This is a genomic window from Flavobacterium aurantiibacter, from assembly GCF_002251775.1.
In the GTDB taxonomy this organism is placed as follows: Bacteria; Bacteroidota; Bacteroidia; order Flavobacteriales; family Flavobacteriaceae; genus Flavobacterium; species Flavobacterium aurantiibacter.
In genome coordinates this window covers 30,444-48,729 of the sequence record NZ_NOXX01000215.1, presented here as the reverse complement: position 1 = coordinate 48,729, position 18,286 = coordinate 30,444, and the positions used below count along the sequence as shown (strand labels likewise).

General features: G+C 41.4%; 11 protein-coding genes. 2 read left to right on the top strand and 9 right to left on the bottom strand.

Annotated features, from left to right (window positions below; translation table 11 throughout):
- Positions 1-7: 7 nt before the first annotated feature.
- Positions 8-1,378 carry an NADH-quinone oxidoreductase subunit N gene (locus tag CHX27_RS12175; RefSeq protein WP_094487049.1) on the top strand — a complete coding sequence of 457 codons (1,371 nt, stop codon included), beginning with the start codon at positions 8-10 and terminating at the stop codon, positions 1,376-1,378.
- On the opposite strand, the gene CHX27_RS12170 is transcribed toward CHX27_RS12175, so the two are convergent.
- The 9 genes from CHX27_RS12170 to CHX27_RS12130 form a co-directional block, all read right to left on the bottom strand.
- Positions 1,367-2,578, bottom strand: coding sequence for a BaiN/RdsA family NAD(P)/FAD-dependent oxidoreductase (locus tag CHX27_RS12170; RefSeq protein WP_094487048.1), 1,212 nt, complete (start codon positions 2,576-2,578; stop codon positions 1,367-1,369). The two genes, CHX27_RS12175 and CHX27_RS12170, sit on opposite strands and share 12 nt — an antisense overlap.
- Complete coding sequence (locus CHX27_RS12165; protein WP_094487047.1) at positions 2,568-3,245, bottom strand: glycerophosphodiester phosphodiesterase; 678 nt, start codon at positions 3,243-3,245, stop codon at positions 2,568-2,570. Before CHX27_RS12165 ends, CHX27_RS12170 begins: the two co-directional genes overlap by 11 nt.
- A 9-nt stretch (positions 3,246-3,254) precedes the next feature.
- The gene (locus tag CHX27_RS12160) at positions 3,255-4,913 is read right to left on the bottom strand and encodes an alpha-amylase family glycosyl hydrolase (protein ID WP_094487046.1); all 1,659 of its coding nucleotides are present in this window, start codon (positions 4,911-4,913) and stop codon (positions 3,255-3,257) included.
- Positions 4,910-7,267 (bottom strand): TIM-barrel domain-containing protein, encoded by a 2,358-nt coding sequence (locus tag CHX27_RS12155; protein ID WP_094487045.1) that lies wholly within the window; start codon positions 7,265-7,267, stop codon positions 4,910-4,912. The genes CHX27_RS12160 and CHX27_RS12155 overlap by 4 nt, the downstream gene beginning before the upstream one ends.
- 2 nt (positions 7,268-7,269) lie before the next feature.
- Complete coding sequence (locus CHX27_RS12150; RefSeq protein ID WP_094487044.1) at positions 7,270-9,099, bottom strand: glycoside hydrolase family 13 protein; 1,830 nt, start codon at positions 9,097-9,099, stop codon at positions 7,270-7,272.
- Positions 9,100-9,270: 171 nt separating this feature from the next.
- On the bottom strand, positions 9,271-11,571 hold the full coding sequence (locus CHX27_RS12145) for a glycoside hydrolase family 65 protein (RefSeq protein WP_094487043.1): 2,301 nt from the start codon (positions 11,569-11,571) through the stop codon (positions 9,271-9,273).
- A 42-nt stretch (positions 11,572-11,613) separates the two neighbouring features.
- Entirely contained in the window at positions 11,614-12,279 is a 666-nt protein-coding gene (pgmB, locus tag CHX27_RS12140) for a beta-phosphoglucomutase (RefSeq protein WP_094487042.1), read from the bottom strand.
- Positions 12,272-13,825 carry an MFS transporter gene (locus tag CHX27_RS12135; RefSeq protein ID WP_094487041.1) on the bottom strand — a complete coding sequence of 518 codons (1,554 nt, stop codon included), beginning with the start codon at positions 13,823-13,825 and terminating at the stop codon, positions 12,272-12,274. Before CHX27_RS12135 ends, pgmB begins: the two co-directional genes overlap by 8 nt.
- A gap of 152 nt (positions 13,826-13,977) precedes the next feature.
- On the bottom strand, positions 13,978-15,006 hold the full coding sequence (locus CHX27_RS12130; protein ID WP_094487040.1) for a LacI family DNA-binding transcriptional regulator: 1,029 nt from the start codon (positions 15,004-15,006) through the stop codon (positions 13,978-13,980).
- A 226-nt stretch (positions 15,007-15,232) separates the two neighbouring features.
- On the opposite strand from CHX27_RS12130, the gene CHX27_RS12125 reads away from it, so the two are divergent.
- On the top strand, positions 15,233-18,286 hold the full coding sequence (locus CHX27_RS12125; protein ID WP_094487039.1) for a SusC/RagA family TonB-linked outer membrane protein: 3,054 nt from the start codon (positions 15,233-15,235) through the stop codon (positions 18,284-18,286).

Sequence of the window (18,286 nt, the reverse complement as noted above, 5' to 3'; positions counted from 1 at the left end):
AACCGGAATGAACACTTTAATAGCAATTACAGCACTTGGCGTTATTTGTCTGATATTCGAATTACTGAATCTCAGAAAGATCTTAGTTCCGTTCTCAATCGTGGCATTGTGCGGAATTTTATACTTAAATAGTCTAGATTATAACCAAACAGCTTCGTACTACAACAACATGATTGTAGTAGATAACTTCTCGGTGACTTTTACGGCTTTGTTTATCGTGCTTACAACCTTTTTGGTCGCCTTAGGACATCATTTTTACGACGACGTACCTGAGAAATTGAGCGATTTCGTTGCCATTAAAATTTTCTTGCTTTCAGGAGCCGCCGCTATGGTTAGTTTCGGAAATCTAGCCATGTTTTTTTTAGGAATCGAAGTACTTTCTATTTCTCTGTACATCCTAGCTGCAAGTCGCCGTTTGAATATTAAGTCGAACGAATCGGGAATGAAATATTTCTTAATGGGTTCGTTCGCTTCAGGTATCATTCTTTTTGGAATTTGCTTGATTTACGGTGCCATCGGATCGTTTGATATGCGTGTGATTATGGAAGCTGCCGTTTCAGCCGACGTTGAAGAATGGTTCTACATCGGTGGAATTTTGCTCGCTATCGGACTCTTGTTCAAAATTGCAGCAGTTCCTTTCCATTTCTGGGCTCCCGACGTTTATGAAGGTGCACCAGCATTAACTACTGCAACAATGAGTACTTTGGCGAAGGTAACCGCTATGGCAACCTTCTTTAAGCTTTTCTTCGCAATGAGTGGTAATTTACCCGAAACGTCGCAAACGGTACTTGTTGTGCTTTCTGGCTTGTCGATGACCGTTGGAAACATCATGGCGTTACGCCAAGCGAATGTAAAACGTATGTTGGCTTTTTCAGGGATATCGCATGCTGGTTTTATGCTAATGACATTAATAGGAACTCAGATTTCTGCAGGAACGCTGCTTTACTACGGTACGGCTTATGCTTTCGCAGGAATCGGTGCGTTTAGTGTTATTCTATACGTGTGCAGGCATTTAGAAAACGAAGATATCGTGAACTTTCAAGGTTTAGGAAAATCAAATCCTTTCTTGGCGTTCGTGCTCACCACTTCTTTACTTTCGATGGCGGGTATTCCGATCTTTGCAGGCTTCTTCGCTAAATTAATGTTGTTTTCGCAAGTTTTAGAAAGCGGGCATCTGGCTTTAGTAATCGTAGCAGTAGTGAATTCAATTATCGCTGTAGGTTATTATTTCAAGCTGATTTTAGCGATGTACACCAAAGAACCGCAACACGAGAGAACCGGTCGTCCGTTTTACATCTACGCAGTGGCAACAGTTGCTCTGCTATTGAATCTGACGATTGGATTATTTCCGTCTTTAGTAACCGATTTATTGCGTTAATGCCATAGCGGCAAGAAAACCGCCTGTCCAAGCGTTTTGAAAATTAAAACCTCCTGTTACGGCGTCAATGTTTAAACATTCGCCCACGATATAGAGGTTTTCTGTTTTTTTGCTGGAAAAATCTTTGAAGTTGATGTCTTTTAAAGAAACGCCTCCTGCGGTTACAAATTCTTCTTTAAACGTACTTTTTCCGTTGATTTGGTACGCATCGGAACGCAGCACCGTTGCCATTGCACGGTAATCTTTTTTGCTTAACTCGGCGATTTTCTTTTGTTGCGGAATGGCAGTTTTTTCCAACAGAAACAACCAATGCCGGTTCGAAAATCCAAAAATATTGGTATTGAGAATCGTTTTTTTGTGGTGTTCTAAAAGTAACGTTCGCAGTTCCGTTTCGTAGTCGGCTGTAGTAGAGTCTTCGTTGAGCCAATCGATTTGAATTTGAAAGCGGTATTCCAATTTCGCTAATTCACGAGCAGCAACGGCGCTCAATCTCAAAACTGCCGGCCCGCTAAATCCCCAATGGGTAATGAGTAAATTGCCTACTTGTTTTAATTTCAGTTGTGGAATCGATACGCTAACTCGTTTAGAGATGCCTGCAAGTGCCGTAATCTCTTTTTCAACTACATTGAATGTGAACAGCGACGGAATGGGAGGGATGATATTATGACCTAGATTTTGTAAAATATCCCAAACTTTCGCACTCGAACCAGCAGCTACAACGACTTTCTGTGCATGTACGGGCTGCGTTGTTGTTGTGATTTCAAAGCTGTCGGCAGTTTTTTGAATGTCTTTTACAACAATTCCCGTTTCGATGACGATGCCGAGTTTTCTGCATTCGTTTAAAAAGCAATCGATTATCGTCTGACTTTTATTGCTAATCGGAAACATACGGCCGTCGGATTCGGTTTTTAACGCAACGCCGCGCGATTCGAACCACTCAATGGTTTGTTTCGGGCCAAATTTTGAAAACGGACCCAACAGTTCTTTTTCGCCACGCGGGTAATTCTTTACCAATTCACGCGGATCCATGCAATCGTGCGTCACGTTACAACGTCCGCCGCCGCTTATACGCACTTTCGAAAGCACCTCTTTTCCGCGCTCTAAAATCACAAATTTTAGTTTCGGATTTTGTGTTGCCGCATTGATGGCCGTAAAGAACCCTGCCGCGCCGCCGCCAATTATTGCAATATCACATTTCATTTAAAAGCGTAAAGTCGTCACTTATAATTCCGTCGATCAATTCAGTACTTTTCCAAAATCGGACGGCAGCCCGATCGTTCACCGTATAGAGCCAGACTTTCAGTTTAGAATCAACGCAGCTTCGAACGGTTTTTTCTTCCGCGAAAGCGTGGTTTAAGACTACAAATTCGGGCTGTAATTCTGCGATATGGGCAATGTCTTGTTCATTTATATGTTCGAACAAACATCCGAATCGATACCTACTTTGGGCAAATATCGGCCAATTTTCGGGTAAAAAGCTCGTGAGTACAATTTGTTCTTTAGGAAATCGAACTTCAGCAAGGGTTTCATCTAAAAATGAAATCAAGGCTGCAGCTGCCGTCGTTTTTAATTCCATATTGTGCAGCAGATTTGGAAAACGCTCTAATACGGTTCGCAATTTTGGAATAGTACTGCCGTCGCACATCCGAATTTGTTCTAGTAAGGCAGTAGCTGTGTCGGCCAAAAGAACGGCTTCTGTGCAAGTACGTTTGGTTGAACGGTCGTGCATAATCCAAAATACGCCGTCGCGGTCTGTTCGAACGTCGTATTCGATACCATTGGCGCCAAATTCCGAGCAGTATTCAAAACCTTTTAGGCTATTTTCCAAAAACTGCGTCGGAATTCCGCGATGACCAATTTTTAGCATTTCGATATTTTATAGTGCCTCGAGTAATACAATTTTGAAATTGGAATCAATAACTGCAACACCATTTTTGATAACAGTTGTTTGTCCGGAATACCTATCGCGCACTTTTGTTCCTTCCGCGAAAGCGCTATCAACCGGAATTTCTTTACTTCCTTCACTCAAATCTAAGCCAACAACAACCACATCTTTGATATTGTTTTTTTGATACGTTCGTTTAAAGAAATAACCGTTTTTACTGCTAATTTTCTGATGTACTCCCGCGCCAACCGCCGTGTGGTTTTTACGGAAGTTTGCCAGTTTTTTCCAGTGTGCGTAAATATCTTGCGTGGCTTTATTCTCTTTCAAATCGTTCCAATTCATGAACGAACGCAGGGTGGCATCGCCTTGAGTACCCGGAATATCGAGTGGGCGCGCCGTTTCATCTCCGTAATAAATTTGAGCTATGCCCGGGCAAAGCAGCAATTTTGTGGCAGATTCGTATGGTTTTTTACGTTGCTTATCAAACGGACCTCCATCGTCGTGCGAGGAAACATAGTTCAAGACACTTTTGCCTTTAAGCTGGTTTTGTAAGTAGTTGTTGTACTGTGAAAATAATTCTTCGTAAGGTTTGTTGGCGTCGCCTTTGAATGAAAAATTGATGAGATTATCGAATCCATTCGCGAAATAATCGACAGTCTTGTCTGAAAATTTGAACTGGCGTCCGTCGTGAATGCTGTAATTGTACACTTCGCCAATCATATAAAACGGATTCTCGTCGAGGACATCTTTCGGATTTTGTTTTTTCCACTGCTCAAAAGCAGAAGAACAGCTGTTTTTTAGTGCCATCCATACATCTTCTTCGGTATGTTTAGCTGTATCTGCACGGTAACCATCGATTCCATATTTTAACACATAATCAGCCAACCATTTTATGATGTAGTATTTCGGTGCGCGTGGATAGCCCGTTTCTTTGAAAAATTTATCCAAAGATGCGATTTCGGATTCGTACCGACCTTCTTTTTTCCATTTCTCAACCAGGGCAGGAGGGAGGGAAACATTGGCTTCAGATTCAGTTTTTACATCCGGAAGATTCTTCACCAACGTACAGCTAATCGTGTTTTCGTATGTTTGATATACGCATTGCGGACTCGTACGCACCCAGTCGTCGGGCCATACCGGATCTTTCGGAGTTACCGGCCCGGTATGATTTACAACTCCGTCGAGAATGATTCGAATGCCTTTGCTGTGGGCAAGTTTAACGAGTTCGGCTAAATCGGCTTCGGTACCAAAATTAGGGTCTAATCGCGTCCAATCTTTCGCCCAATATCCGTGAAAACCGTAGCTAAATCCAGTTCCTTCATCGGTTCCTTCGTGAATTTGCTCTACCAAAGGAGTCATCCAAATGGCGTTGATACCCAAATCTTCGAAATAACCTTCTTTCATTTTTTTGATCACACCTTTTAAATTGCCGCCCTCAAATCCGCGCAACTTGCCCGTTTCTTTATTCCGATCTAAGTAAATGGTTTTACTTGCGTTTCCGTCGTAAAAACGATCGGTTAGTAAGAAATACACATTGGCCGCTTCCCAAACAAATGGCTTTTTACTGCTTGATTTTTGTGCAGTTTCGGTTGATTTACATGAGCTTGCAAAAATCAGTAGCGCTAATAATCCGATTTTAATCCCTTTCATTTTTTAAGATTGATTTTTATTTCCTGTCCCGAAGTTATTTCAAAAGAAAAGCTTGGAGCTGCATCAGCCGATTTCGAGTTGTTTTTTAATAATTTTCCATTCACTTCAATTGCAGTAAGTGTTTTCGGTGCTTGAATGATCTTCAAAGTGATTTTTCGCTTAACCGCTTTAAAAGCAGTTCCCTTTTCTGATTTTATATTCAGCGTTTCGCTACCCGTATCTTTCGTAATGCGCAGCAATTCGTAATTTCCTTTTTCGAAAGCGTTTGTCGTAGTACCGTCGTCAAAATAAACCGTCGCGACAGTCGGGTAATTTTCGTTGTAATAATAACTTAATGTAAGCTCTTTCATCGAAGCAGAACCCGCATTTAGGTCGCTGCAAGTAGGAATAACTGCTCCTGAACGCACGAAAACCGGAATGTGATCCTCAGCTGTTTTCACAGGAACGTATTTTCCACCTTCGTAGATTTTTGTCGGATCGTAATAATCTACCCAACGCGCTGTTTTCGGAAAGTAAACGGTTTTTTCATCCAACTTAGCGTCGGTAACGGGAACAACTAAGAAATCATTTCCCCACAAGTAACCATCTGCATTTACAAAAAGAGATTTATTGGTTGGCTCTTCAAAAAACAAGGGTCGCATCAGTGGCGTTCCGTTTTGGTTGTTTTCAAACGCTAAACTGTAATTGTACGGCAGTAAGGCGTAGCGCTCCAAAATAGCTTTACGAGCTAGTTTTTTTGCGTTTTCACTTCTAAATACGGGCTCCGAAGCCACTTCTTCCTGTGCATGAGGTCGGAAAATAGGTTGAAAAACGCCGTATTGCAACCAGCGAACGTATAATTCGTCGTCGAGATTCGCTCCTGCAAAACCTCCTAAATCCGAATGCATATAGCCTAAACCTTGCAATCCCATCTGGAGGGCAATCTCAGGTTGGGCTTTCAAACCGCCCCAAGTTCGGTTAACATCGCCCGACCACGGAATCATACCGAAACGTTGCGAACCCGAATATCCTGAACGCATTAGAATAAACGGACGTGTATTTGGATAATTTTCAGCATATTTCGTAGCTAAAAGTTCCGCCCATTTGTGTCCGTATACATTGTGTACCTGGTGCGCTACTCCCGATTCGTGACGCACCCATTTTGGATGTACTTCGGGTTCACCTAAATCGCCCCACCAACCAGCAACGCCTTTCTTTATGAATTTATCGTACACATTCCAAAACCATTCTTTCGCCTTAGGTTTGTCGAGGTCAATTAAACCAGTCGTTCCAAAGTAAAAGTCGTAAACCGCAGGTTGTGAAAGCGAATCTTTGGCTAGAATTCCTTCTGCAACAGCTTCATTCCATTTCGACGACGATTTAAGAATGAATGGTTCAGTTATTAAAATGGTTTTAATGCCTTGTTTTGAGAACTTCGAAATCATTTTTTCAAACTTCGGAAAGCTGTCGCGCCATACTTCTAAATTTCCCATAGTTTCTTTGATCGTTGTTCCAAACCAATATAAATCAAAGATGATGGCGTCTACAGGAATTCCTTCTTTTTTGAACGCAGCAATTGTTTTCTCTGCTTCTTTTTGCGAATGATAACCAAATCGACTGCTAAAATTACCTAAGGCATAACGCGGCGGCAAAGGTTGACGCCCGGTTAAAGTTGTGTATGTTTTTATTAAATCTTTCCAAGTTCGGCCTGCAAAAATTTGGTAGCGTACTGGCCCGCCTTCTGCCGAATAGGTAACTACATTTTGTTTTCCGCTGTCTAAATCTAAATCGCCTACCCACGTATTGTCGAAATGAACTCCGTACAGTTCCGACGATAAATACATCGGAATACAATAGTTCATCAACTCCGATCGCGTTTCGTATCCGTAATGTGCCTTGTTATACAGTCGCAGTTTGTTGCCGCGTCTGTTCATTCCTAAAACCCGCGAACCGCCTCCCAGCAAACTCTCATCAGCATTTACACTGAGTTTCACCGAAGTTTCTTTGTTTGTTCGCGAAGCCGCCAATTCGGTGGCTATTAATTGACCGGATTTATAATACGCGATGCTAAACGGTTTGTAAGTTACAACGACACGTATTAAGCCCGACGATAGGTTGATTTTATCACTCAATTCCCGGCTTTTAATTTCTCTATAAACGGATTTATCAACTATTGCAAGCGAACTTTCAGTGGTACTGCCGTTGGCAATAAATTCCGTTTCAACTGCTTCGTTGCTAAAAAATCGGATCTTGTAAACACCATCGGAAACTCGAATCGTGTGAATGCCGTTGTCGTTGGAATACGATTGGTATTCGCGCTGCGCATAACCTACTGTTACCGCAAGTAAAAGGAAAATACGAATTGTAAAACGCATAATTATTTTTGTAGCTCTATGATTAACACGTCTTGTGCCGGAACTGAGAGCGATTTATTGATTTCTAATTTCGAACCCGTCACGATTTCCTGTCCAGTTCTGTAACCCGCTAAACTTTCGTTATACGTTGTTAAGTCTAGTGTTTGGGCTTCTTTATTGTTATTCACTACTACCATAACCGACTTTTCATTCAACGTGCGGAAATACACATAAACGTTGTTGATCGGCAAATAGTGTTTCATCTTTCCAAAGTGCAAAACCGGATTATTCTTGCGGTAATTGAACACTTTTTTGGTGAATTCGTGAAATTGGTTTTGCTCGGCAGTTCTACCAGCTAACGTAAAGGCATTATTGGTGTCGCCGCTCCAACCGCCAGGAAAATCTCTGCGAATGTCGCCGTCTCCCTTGTCTTTGTTGCCTTGCATACCAATTTCACTTCCGTAATAAATCTGCGGAATCCCACGGACCGTTGCAATAATAGCTAACGCCATCTTGTATTTCGCGAAATTTCCGTTGTAAATGTGGTTGAAACGCTGAGTATCGTGATTTTCAAAAAACACCAACAAATTATCGGTATTCGGATACAGAAAATCATTTGTAAAATTGTTGTAAACCTTGATTAAACCATTGGTCCAATTCGATTCTTCTTCTTTCAAAGCCGAACCCAATTCGCCTTGAAGCGTAAAATCCATAACCGACGGCAAATACGAGTTGTACGATTGTATCGCGCCAATTTTACTATCCTTCTGCCAATACGCCATTTGTGCTTGGTCGTACATCCAAACTTCGCCCACGATGTTGAAATTCGGATATTCATCCATAATCGCTTTGGTCCATTTTGCAATAGCGTGCTTGTCGGCGTAGCTGTACGTATCTACTCTAAATCCATCCAAATTGGCGTATTCGATCCACCATAATGCGTTTTGTGTCAGGTAGTTTAAAACCAATTCATTGGTCTGATCTAAATCGGGCATAGAACGCACAAACCACCCGTCCATGCAGTATCTGCTGTCAATTTTCGAAGCATTTACGTCGAATTGTGTGGTCATGCGGTAATTGGTTTGGCCGTAACCCGGAAATTGATGCACCCATTTGTACGTAGGCAAATCTTTTAAAAGCCAATGTTCAGTTCCCCAGTGGTTGGTCACGTAATCTTTAACCACTTTTATGCCCTTCTGATGTGCAGCTTCCACAAAATCAACATATTCCTCATTGCTGCCGTAACGCGGGTCAATGCGGTAAACATCCGATTGTGCGTAGCCGTGATACGAGGTTTTCGGGTCATTGTCTTCGCATAAAGGCGTACTCCAAACTGCGGTAACGCCTAAATCTTCCAGATAATCCAAATGTTTCTTCATACCGGCAATATCGCCACCGTGACGTCCGTCTTGCGAACTGCGGTTAAATTTATCGGCTGTGTCAGAAGTGCTGTCGTTATTCGGATTTCCGTTGGCAAAGCGGTCCGGCATCAGTAAATACATAACATCGCTCGAGTCAAATCCTTTACGATTAGCACTGTCTTTTCTGCGTGCTCGTAGTTCGTACGTACGTTTTTCAACTTTTTTCCCTTGCGTTAAAGACAGTTCAAGTGATCCAGCCGGAACGTTTTTCAAATCCAAATTCACAAATAAATAATTCGGATTTTCCGTGCGAATTACGCCAACAACAGTTGCTTTATCACAACTCACCACGGAATTTCCAATATTTTTACCGTAAAGCATCAATTGCAATTCGGTTTTTTTCATGCCGCTGTACCAAAACGGCGGTTCTACTTTTTGAATCTGTGCAAATCCAATCTGAGCAAGTAGGAGTAAAGCAATAAGTTTTTTCATTTTTTTTATTTTTTGGGCGGCTCGGCAGCCAACGTTTGTACTTCAATAAAAAGAGTTTTCGGCTGCCGCCAGGCTTTCCGCGGTGCACGGCACCTTGCTGCAATCCTTGCCGCGGCAATCGTTATCCAAACAGCAGTAACCAAAAACTGCCCGAAAAAACGGGCAGTTTTATTAAACAGCAATTAAACTGTTGGGTATCACTTCTACAGCTTTTCCGTTCACAATGACGTGCAACGGTTTGTCGCCATCCACCATAAACTGCGTTTCGCCGTGCTTTACAGTAACTTTTAAAATCTGATGTCTGAAGTTAATCTTAAACGAGTATCCTTCCCATTCTTTCGGTATGCGTGGTGTAAAGTGCAACTGATTGTCTTTTACGCGCATGCCGCCAAAACCTTCTACAATACTCATCCATGTTCCGGCCATCGAGGTAATGTGGCAGCCTTCTTCAACTTCCTTATTGTAATCGTCTAAATCTAAGCGCGATGTACGCAAGTAAAAAGTATAAGCCATTTCCATTTTTCCAAGAACTGCCGCCTGTATCGAGTGAACGCAAGGCGAAAGCGAACTTTCGTGAACGGTAAAAGGTTCATAAAAATCAAAATGCTTCTCTAATTCTTCTGTGGTAAAATGATCTTCAAAGAAATAAAATCCTTGAAGTACGTCGGCTTGCTTAATATATGGCGAACGCAAAATGCGATCCCAAGACCATTTTTGGTTAATCGGACGCTGCGAACGATCGAGCTTGTCGACTTTTACCAACTCTTTATCCAAGAAACCGTCTTGTTGCAAGTAAACGCCGTACGTTTCCGAATACGGGAAATACATGTTGGTACCTACTTCGCGCCATTCGCTAATTTCTTGTGAACCCAATTTTACTTTTGCGACAATTCGACTGTAATCTGCGGGATATTCTTTAGCTACGCGTTCGGTTTGTTCGGCTGCGTATTCCATACACCATTTCGCAATATAATTGGTGTACCAGTTGTTGTTTACGTTATTCTCGTATTCGTTTGGTCCTGTAACACCTAAAATCACATACTTATTTTTATCTGTCGAGAAGTTGGCGCGCTGTTTCCAGAAACGAGCAATACCAATTAAAACTTCAAGACCTTTTTCCGGAATGTAGCTGTAATCGCCGGTGTAGCGGTAGTAATTGTAAATAGCAAAAGCAATAGCGCCGTTTCGGTGAATTTCTTCGAAAGTAATTTCCCATTCATTATGACACTCTTCTCCGTTCATAGTAACCATCGGATAGAGCGCGGCACCATTATTAAAACCGAGTTTACCTGCGTTTTCGATCGCTCGATCGAGTTGGTTGTAGCGATACGTAAGTAGGTTACGCGCCACTTCCTGATCTTTTGTAGCCATGTAAAACGGAATACAATATGCTTCGGTATCCCAGTAGGTTGATCCGCCGTATTTTTCGCCGGTAAATCCTTTCGGCCCGATGTTTAAACGCGAATCTTTTCCAAGATACGTTTGGTTGAGTTGGAAAATATTGAAACGGATACCTTGTTGCGCTTTTACATCGCCTTCAATAGTGATATCGCTCATTTCCCAAATTTTCGACCACGCTTCAGCTTGCATCTGCAGTAATTTGCCGTAGCCTAAAGCACGTGCTTGTTCTACAACTTTTTGCGCAGCAGCTACCGTGTTTTCATGGTTCATCGAAACCGTATAGCCACCAAATTTGGTGATACTTAGGGTTGTGTTTTGAGCAACAGTAGTTTCAAAAACAACACCTAATTTATCGGCCGATTCTTGTGAAATTTCTTTCGCAGCGATAGCTGTTCCGTTGTTGCTCACGTTTGTTGCGCCAAATGTGGTCGCTTCAAAGTGTGTCTTAAAAGTGCGTGCGGTAACGTAAACGGCGTCGGTTGCTTTGGTGCTGCTTAAGGTTTCCCAAAAACGTTCTTCCCAGTTGGCATCTTCGTTATGTACCGCAGCATCTACGTACGAGTTTATTTTCAGCGAAAGCGCGCCAGATAAAGCGGTAATGTTGTATTGTATAACGCCAACTTCGTCGAGTTCGAGCGATAGAAAGCGCGTTACTTCGACGGCAATTTGCGACTGGTTGGCGAGTGTTGCCGTAAAGCTTCTGCGGTACCAACCGGCTTTCATGTTAAGTTCGCGTTTAAAATCAGCGACTGCGGTGCATTTCGCCAAATCGAACGATTCTCCGTTTACAGAAAAATCGATTCCGATCCAGTTCGGTGCATTGAGTACTTTTGCGAAGTACTCGGGATAACCGTTTTTCCACCAACCCACTTTGGTTTTGTCGGGATAGTAAATCCCTGCGATATAGCTGCCTTGAAACGTTTCTCCGCTGTAACTTTCTTCAAAATTGGCACGTTGCCCCATGGCTCCGTTTCCAATACTGAACAAACTTTCAGACGATTTTACGCGTTCCTGATCAAATCCTTCTTCGATAATCGACCATCCATCGGGTTTGATATAATCCTGATTCATTTAAATAAATTTTGTTTTGCAGTCGTCCTGCATCATTCTACATTAAGCTTTTACTTTTTTTAATAAACCGTCAATAAATGCGGTGTCCATGTGCGTGAAATCCGGGAAATTGAAAGCGGCTTCATGAAGTACTTTCGCATCGCCAATTCCTACACTTACCATACCGGCAATGTTTGCTGCCTGAATTCCCGCTTCCGAATCTTCAAAAACGATACAATCTTCAGGAGCCAGATTAAGTTTACGAGCTGCAACTAAAAAAACTTCCGGATCGGGTTTCGCCTGTGATACGTCGTTTCCATCTACAATGGCGTCGAACAAATCAATGATACCGGTTTTTTCTAAAATCGGCCGTGCGTTTTTGCTCGCCGAACCTAAAGCAATAGGTTGTTTTAGTGTTTCTAAATGCGACAAAATAGGCATCACGCCTGGTAAGATCTCAGAGCTATCAATATCGGTTAGATAGGATAAATAGTCGTCGTTCTTTTGTGTGAGCCAAAGTTGTTTTTCTTGTTCGGTCGCTGTAATTTTTCCGAGTTCCATAATTATTTCCAGCGATCGAACGCGGCTAACGCCTTTTAGTTTTTCGTTGTGGTGTGGTGTAAATTCGATTCCGAGCTTTTCAGCTATTTTTTGCCACGCCAAGTAGTGATACTTCGCAGTGTCAACAATTACGCCGTCTAAATCGAATATGAAACCTTTTTTACTCATTAATGTCAATTTTTTTATTGGTAGAAACACCAAGCGTTAAAATTCCCGCAAAAATCATCGAACATCCGCCAACAATCAATGCATAAACAGGTTGTTCGTTGAACCATTCTTTAACCATAAATCCGAGAACCGTTCCTGCAACGATTTGCGGAATAACTATAAAGAAGTTAAAAACTCCCATGTAGTAGCCCATTTTTGCAGCTGGTAAGGAACCCGATAACATGGCATAAGGAATAGAAAGAATACTTGCCCAAGCAATTCCAACGCCAGTCATAGCCAACAGTAATCCTACTTTGTCGGAAAGAAAATAGATTGAAATCAATCCGATACCTCCCGCGATGAGCGCCAACATATGTGTAAACTTGTTGCTGGTTCGACGAGCTAAAGCTGGAAGTAAAAATGCCACTGCAGCAGCTACTAAGTTGTAGATGGTAAACATCACCGCAACCCAATCGGCAGCATCGTTGTACTCTTTCGTGGTGGAGTCTGTTGTGCCAAAAACGTGGCCAGTTACCGCTTGTGTGGTGTAAATCCACATGGCAAAAAGCGCAAACCACGAAAAAAACTGCACATAGGCAAGTTGTTTCATGGTTTTTGGCATGTTTAATAAATCGGTGATGATAACGGTAAAGCCATTTCGCACCTCATTTTTTCTAAGTTGCGATACAATTAGGAAAAGCACTCCAACAACTAACAGACCAATGGACAGTAAATACAATTCTTTATGTGCTCCAGTTTCCCCATTTGCATCGGCCTTAAGATTAAGTTGATGTACAAAATACGTGAGTATTCCTCCTATAAGAGCGAGTACGGCACCGTAAGTTGCTTGTAGTTTTGTAGTTACATTCTTTTGTGTGCTCACCTTTTCGTGGTGGTCTTTGGTAGATGTTGCTCTTTTGGCGTCCTCAAACGCTTGTAGTTCCTCGGGAGAATATTCTTTCGATTTAAGAACCGTCCATAATACCGCTAGAAAAAAGACAATTGCTCCGACATAAAAAGACCACTTTACAGAATCCGGAATTACGCCTTCAGCAGCCGTGTTTGAAAGTTCGAAAATGTTGGTAAATATCCAGGGCAATGCCGAGCCAACAACCGCTCCAAGTCCGATAAAGAAACTTTGCATGGCAAAGCCTAGAGTTCTTTGGTTTTCGGGCAGGTTATCACCAACAAAGGCGCGAAAAGGTTCCATGGAAATGTTTATGGAAGAGTCCATAATCCACAAAGTTCCAATTGCAATCCAAAGACTAGGCGAATTAGGCATGGCGAATAATGCCAGTGAAGCTAAAATTGCACCGACCAAGAAATACGGACGTCTTCTCCCTAATCGAGTCCATGTTCGATCAGAAAAATAGCCAACAATTGGTTGTACAATAAGACCTGTAAGTGGGGCTGCTAACCAGTAAAATCCAATCTTATCTGGGTCGGCACCAAGAGTGTCAAAGATTCTTGATGTATTTGCGTTCTGCAGTGCAAACCCGAACTGAATACCAAGAAACCCAAAACTCATGTTCCAGATTTGCCAAAAACTTAATTTTCGCTTTTCCATTATCGTAATTAAAATGAGATACGATAAGCGCGTTGCTTATCAAAACTTTATTTGTTTTCGAAGTAAATTACAAGCTTTGATAATTGCTGCCAAAGATATCGAAAAAATAGAATTTCAATAAGTTTTAAAAAATTAAAATTTGGAAACGACAGTTAATTTGTTGAATCTCGGATAATTAAATTGGTTTCAATTACTTCTGTGGTGTATTGCTCGGCAGTACTGTATTCGGTTTCCTCTTCTTCCAAACGGTCTATGAGCATTTTGGCAGCGGTTTGCCCCATTTTGATGCCGTTTTGACTTACAGTAGTGATTGTTGGAGTTGCATATTGCGAAATAATTCCGTCGGTAAACGCAATGACAGCCAGTTGTTCCGGTACGGCAATTTGCATTTTGTTGGCTGTTTTAATAATGGTTACGGCATACAATTCGTTTACAGCCAAAACGCCATCGATCGCGCCTTGCTCAAGCAGTTTTTGAACCTCCTGTTTGCACTGAATTTCGTCGTCGGCACGAATGATGAGCTTTTCATTGACGGCAATATCGTGGTCGGCAAGTGCTTTCATGTAGCCGTCGGTACGGAGTTTGCCCACGGAAACGTAATCGGCTGTGGTGACTAAAGCAATTTGTTTTCGACCTTTTTCGATTAGATACGATACGGCTTCGTAGGCAGCTTGTTTGTCGTCGATGATTACTTTATCGCAAAAAATTTCATTTGTAATTCGATCAAACATAACCACAGGCATTCCCTGGCTAATCACTTCATTTATGTGGTGGAAATCTTTTTTGAATTGCGTTTCTTTTGAAAGCGACATGATAAAGCCGTCGATACTACCGTTAGCAAGCATTTCCATATTGATTACTTCCTTGTCGAACGATTCGTTGGAAAGGCATACTACCACGCTGTAGCCGTACTCATTAGCAACACTTTCCACACCGCTAATAACGGTACTAAAAAAGTGGTGAACAATTTCAGGAATGATCACGCCAATGGTTTTAGTTTTTCTGTTTTTGAGACTTAGAGCAATATTGTTTGGTTTGTAGTTATACAATTTAGCAAATGCTTGCACCTTGAGTCGGGTTTCTTCAGATATTTCGGGTGAATCGCGAAGTGATTTTGAGACGGTTGAAATGGAAACATCTAACTCTTTTGCAATTTGCTTTAGTGTGACTTTGCGCTTCATTTTGACAATTTAAGAAATATTGATTTGTGAATAAAGGTAATTCGAATTTTCTATTCTGTGAATTACTTCCTTAAAAATATGCGTGATTGTAAAAGTTTTCAACACGAAAACGTTTTCGGCGTATCTTTAACGAAGCTAAATTTTTTTTCGTGACAGATTTACATAAATTTAACACTCGAAGCAAAATTACAAGCAAAAAAACTCAATTTTAACCTAAACAAAATGTATGAAAACAATTTACAAAAAGTTGTTACTTTCCGTACTACTTCTGCCGTTTAGTGTTCTAGCACAGAGCACTTTAACGGGAACGGTAACTGATAAAGCATCAGGGCAGCCGTTACCGGGGGTCAGCGTAGTCGTTCAAGGTACCACAAACGGTACTTCCACAGATTTCGACGGGAAATTTAGTCTGTCTGGTTTAAAAAATGGACAGGTAGTCGTCTTCTCTTTTATTGGTTATAAGGAAGTATCGGAAACCTTTACTGGGCAAAAATCTGTTGCCATTTCCTTAGCTGAGGAAACAAATGAACTTACCGAGGTTGTGGTTCAAATTGGATACGGTAGTGTTCGTAAAAAAGATGCTACGGGTTCGGTGACACAACTAAGTTCTAAAGAATTCAACAAAGGAGCAAACGTCACAGCTGAAAACCTACTTGCGGGTAGAGTTGCTGGTGTAACTGTAAACTTAGGTGGTGGTGCTCCTGGTTCAGGTGCTCAGATCAGAATTCGAGGAGGTTCTTCGCTGTCGGCTTCGAATGATCCATTAATTGTTATTGACGGATTGCCGATTACAAATAATAGAAATGAAGGATCAACCTCAATTCTAGCATCGTTAAATCCGAATGACATCGAGAGCTTTAATATCTTAAAGGATGCGTCGGCTACGGCAATCTACGGTTCCCGAGCAGCTAATGGTGTTATTATCATCAATACTAAGAGAGGTTCTAAAAAGCTATCCGTTGATTACAACTTCCAATACGGAAGCGGAAATCAGATAAATCAGATTGAAGTAATGAATGCAAGTCAATTTACTTCGTTTCTTCAGTCTGTGAGCCCGGCGTTTAATCCAGCAAATCCTTCGGCTTACATTACCAACAGACTTGGTGTTCCAGATCCAAACGCGGCGCCAGGTACTTTTGACGATCCAACTACACCACAAATTGAAGGCCGTATTATTTCCGATACCAATTGGCAGGATGAGATTTACAGAAGAACAGACTTTGTAGATAACAACTTGTCGATTCGTGGAAGTCTTTTCAATGTGGTTCCAGCAAAACTTACTTTGAATAATACCTTTCAGGAAGGTTTGCGATTAACTAATACCTTTCAGAGAACAAGTACATCTCTAGCACTTAATCCACGCCTATTTAAAGATCATTTAAAAATCAATTTTTCTGCAAATTATGTTGTAGAGAAAAATCGTTTTGCTGACGGAGTGGAAGGTACAGCAATTCGTTTCGATCCGACTAAACCAGTTCGTTACGAACCTAGTGCATTTAGTGGTTTTTTTGAATACCAAATAGCTGGTCCTTCAGGAGCATTGCCAGCACCGCAATCGCCACGAAATCCTGTAGCACAGTTGTTACAAACCGATGATCAAGGACGCCAAGATCGTGTTTTCGGAAATTTAGAGTTTGATTACAAGTTTCATTTCCTTCCTGAACTACGCGCTGTTGTTAATTTAGGATACGATCAAGCATATAGTGTTAGAACTTTATTCAGAAGCGCAAATGGTGTGGCCACTGCAGATCTTGACCCAACCGACGCAACTAGATTTATTGGTCGTTCAACCTATTTATCACAGAGAAGAACGAATAAATTGCTCGATGGTTATTTAGCATACAACAAAACTTTTGGAAAAGTAAACATCGATGCAACAGCTGGTTACTCTTACCAAGTATTTACCTACGATGGTTATAATTCTGGAAATATGTTTGACCTAACCGCAAACAGAGTGCCGGTTAATTTTGCCGATCCAGATGTCGTTTTAGTAGGATATTTTGGACGTGCTAATTTCACATTCAACGACAAGTATATTCTTACTGCTTCTTTCCGTCGCGATGGTACTTCGCGTTTTTCTGAGGATAATCGTTGGGGTTTCTTCCCGGCAGCAGCTTTTGCATGGAAGATGAAAGAAGATTTCTTTAAAGATTCTAATACAGTTTCTGATTTGAAATTAAGATTAGGATACGGTGTGTCTGGTCAACAGGATATTAATGCCGGCGATTTCTACCTTGCTCGTTACAACGTTGGTTTTACAAATTCGCAGTACAACATTGGAGGAACGAATTTCCAAGTTGGAGTTCCACAATCGTATAATCCAGATTTGAAGTGGGAAACAACGACCACTTACAATGCAGGTATCGATTACGGTTTCTTTGGAAATAGAATTAATGGAGCCGTTGACGTATTTTATAAATTAACGGAAGACTTGTTCTTCGCGGAAACTCCTTTTGCCGATGGTTCAAACTTTGGAAACCAAGGTCCAGCGAACATTGGTAGCTTTTCAACAAAAGGTATTGAATTTTCGATTAATGCAGATATCGTTCGAGGTGATTCATTTAATTGGAACGTTAACTTTAACGTAACGCGTTTCGAGCGTAGAATTGAGGAATTGGTTGCAGATTCAGATATATTAACAGGTTCTTTACCTGGCGGTATCGGTGGAAGAAGCGGTGTGCACCGTGAAGGATTTACTCCGTTTTCATTTTTAATGTACAAGCAATTGTATGATACAACGGGTCGCCCAATTGAAGGTGCCTTTGCAGATTTGAATGCCGATGGTATCATTAATGAGAACGACCGTTATATCTACAAAAATCCAGATCCAGACGCAACCTTTGGTTTTTCTTCGAATCTAAATTACAAGAATTTTGATTTCTCGTTTTTCATGCGTGCAAGTATTGGAAATAGAGTCTTTAACCAGGTAAACGCTGGACGCGCTTATTCAACCTACGCACTAAGTGCAGATGCGCAGTTGTCGAACATTCCTACTAGTTATTTTGACAATGAGTTTTCGATTGGAGCAGCAGAAACAATCTTGTCTGATTTATATATCGAGAACGGTTCTTTCCTTAGAATGGATAACATCACCTTAGGATATACATTCCCAAAATGGTTAGATGGTAAAGCTTCTTTACGTCTATTTACAGGATGTCAGAACGCTTTCATCATCACGAAATACAGCGGATTGGATCCTGAAATCAACAACGAAGGTATTGACAATACGATATATCCAAGACAGCGTCAGTTCTTGTTTGGTGCTAACGTGAAATTTTAA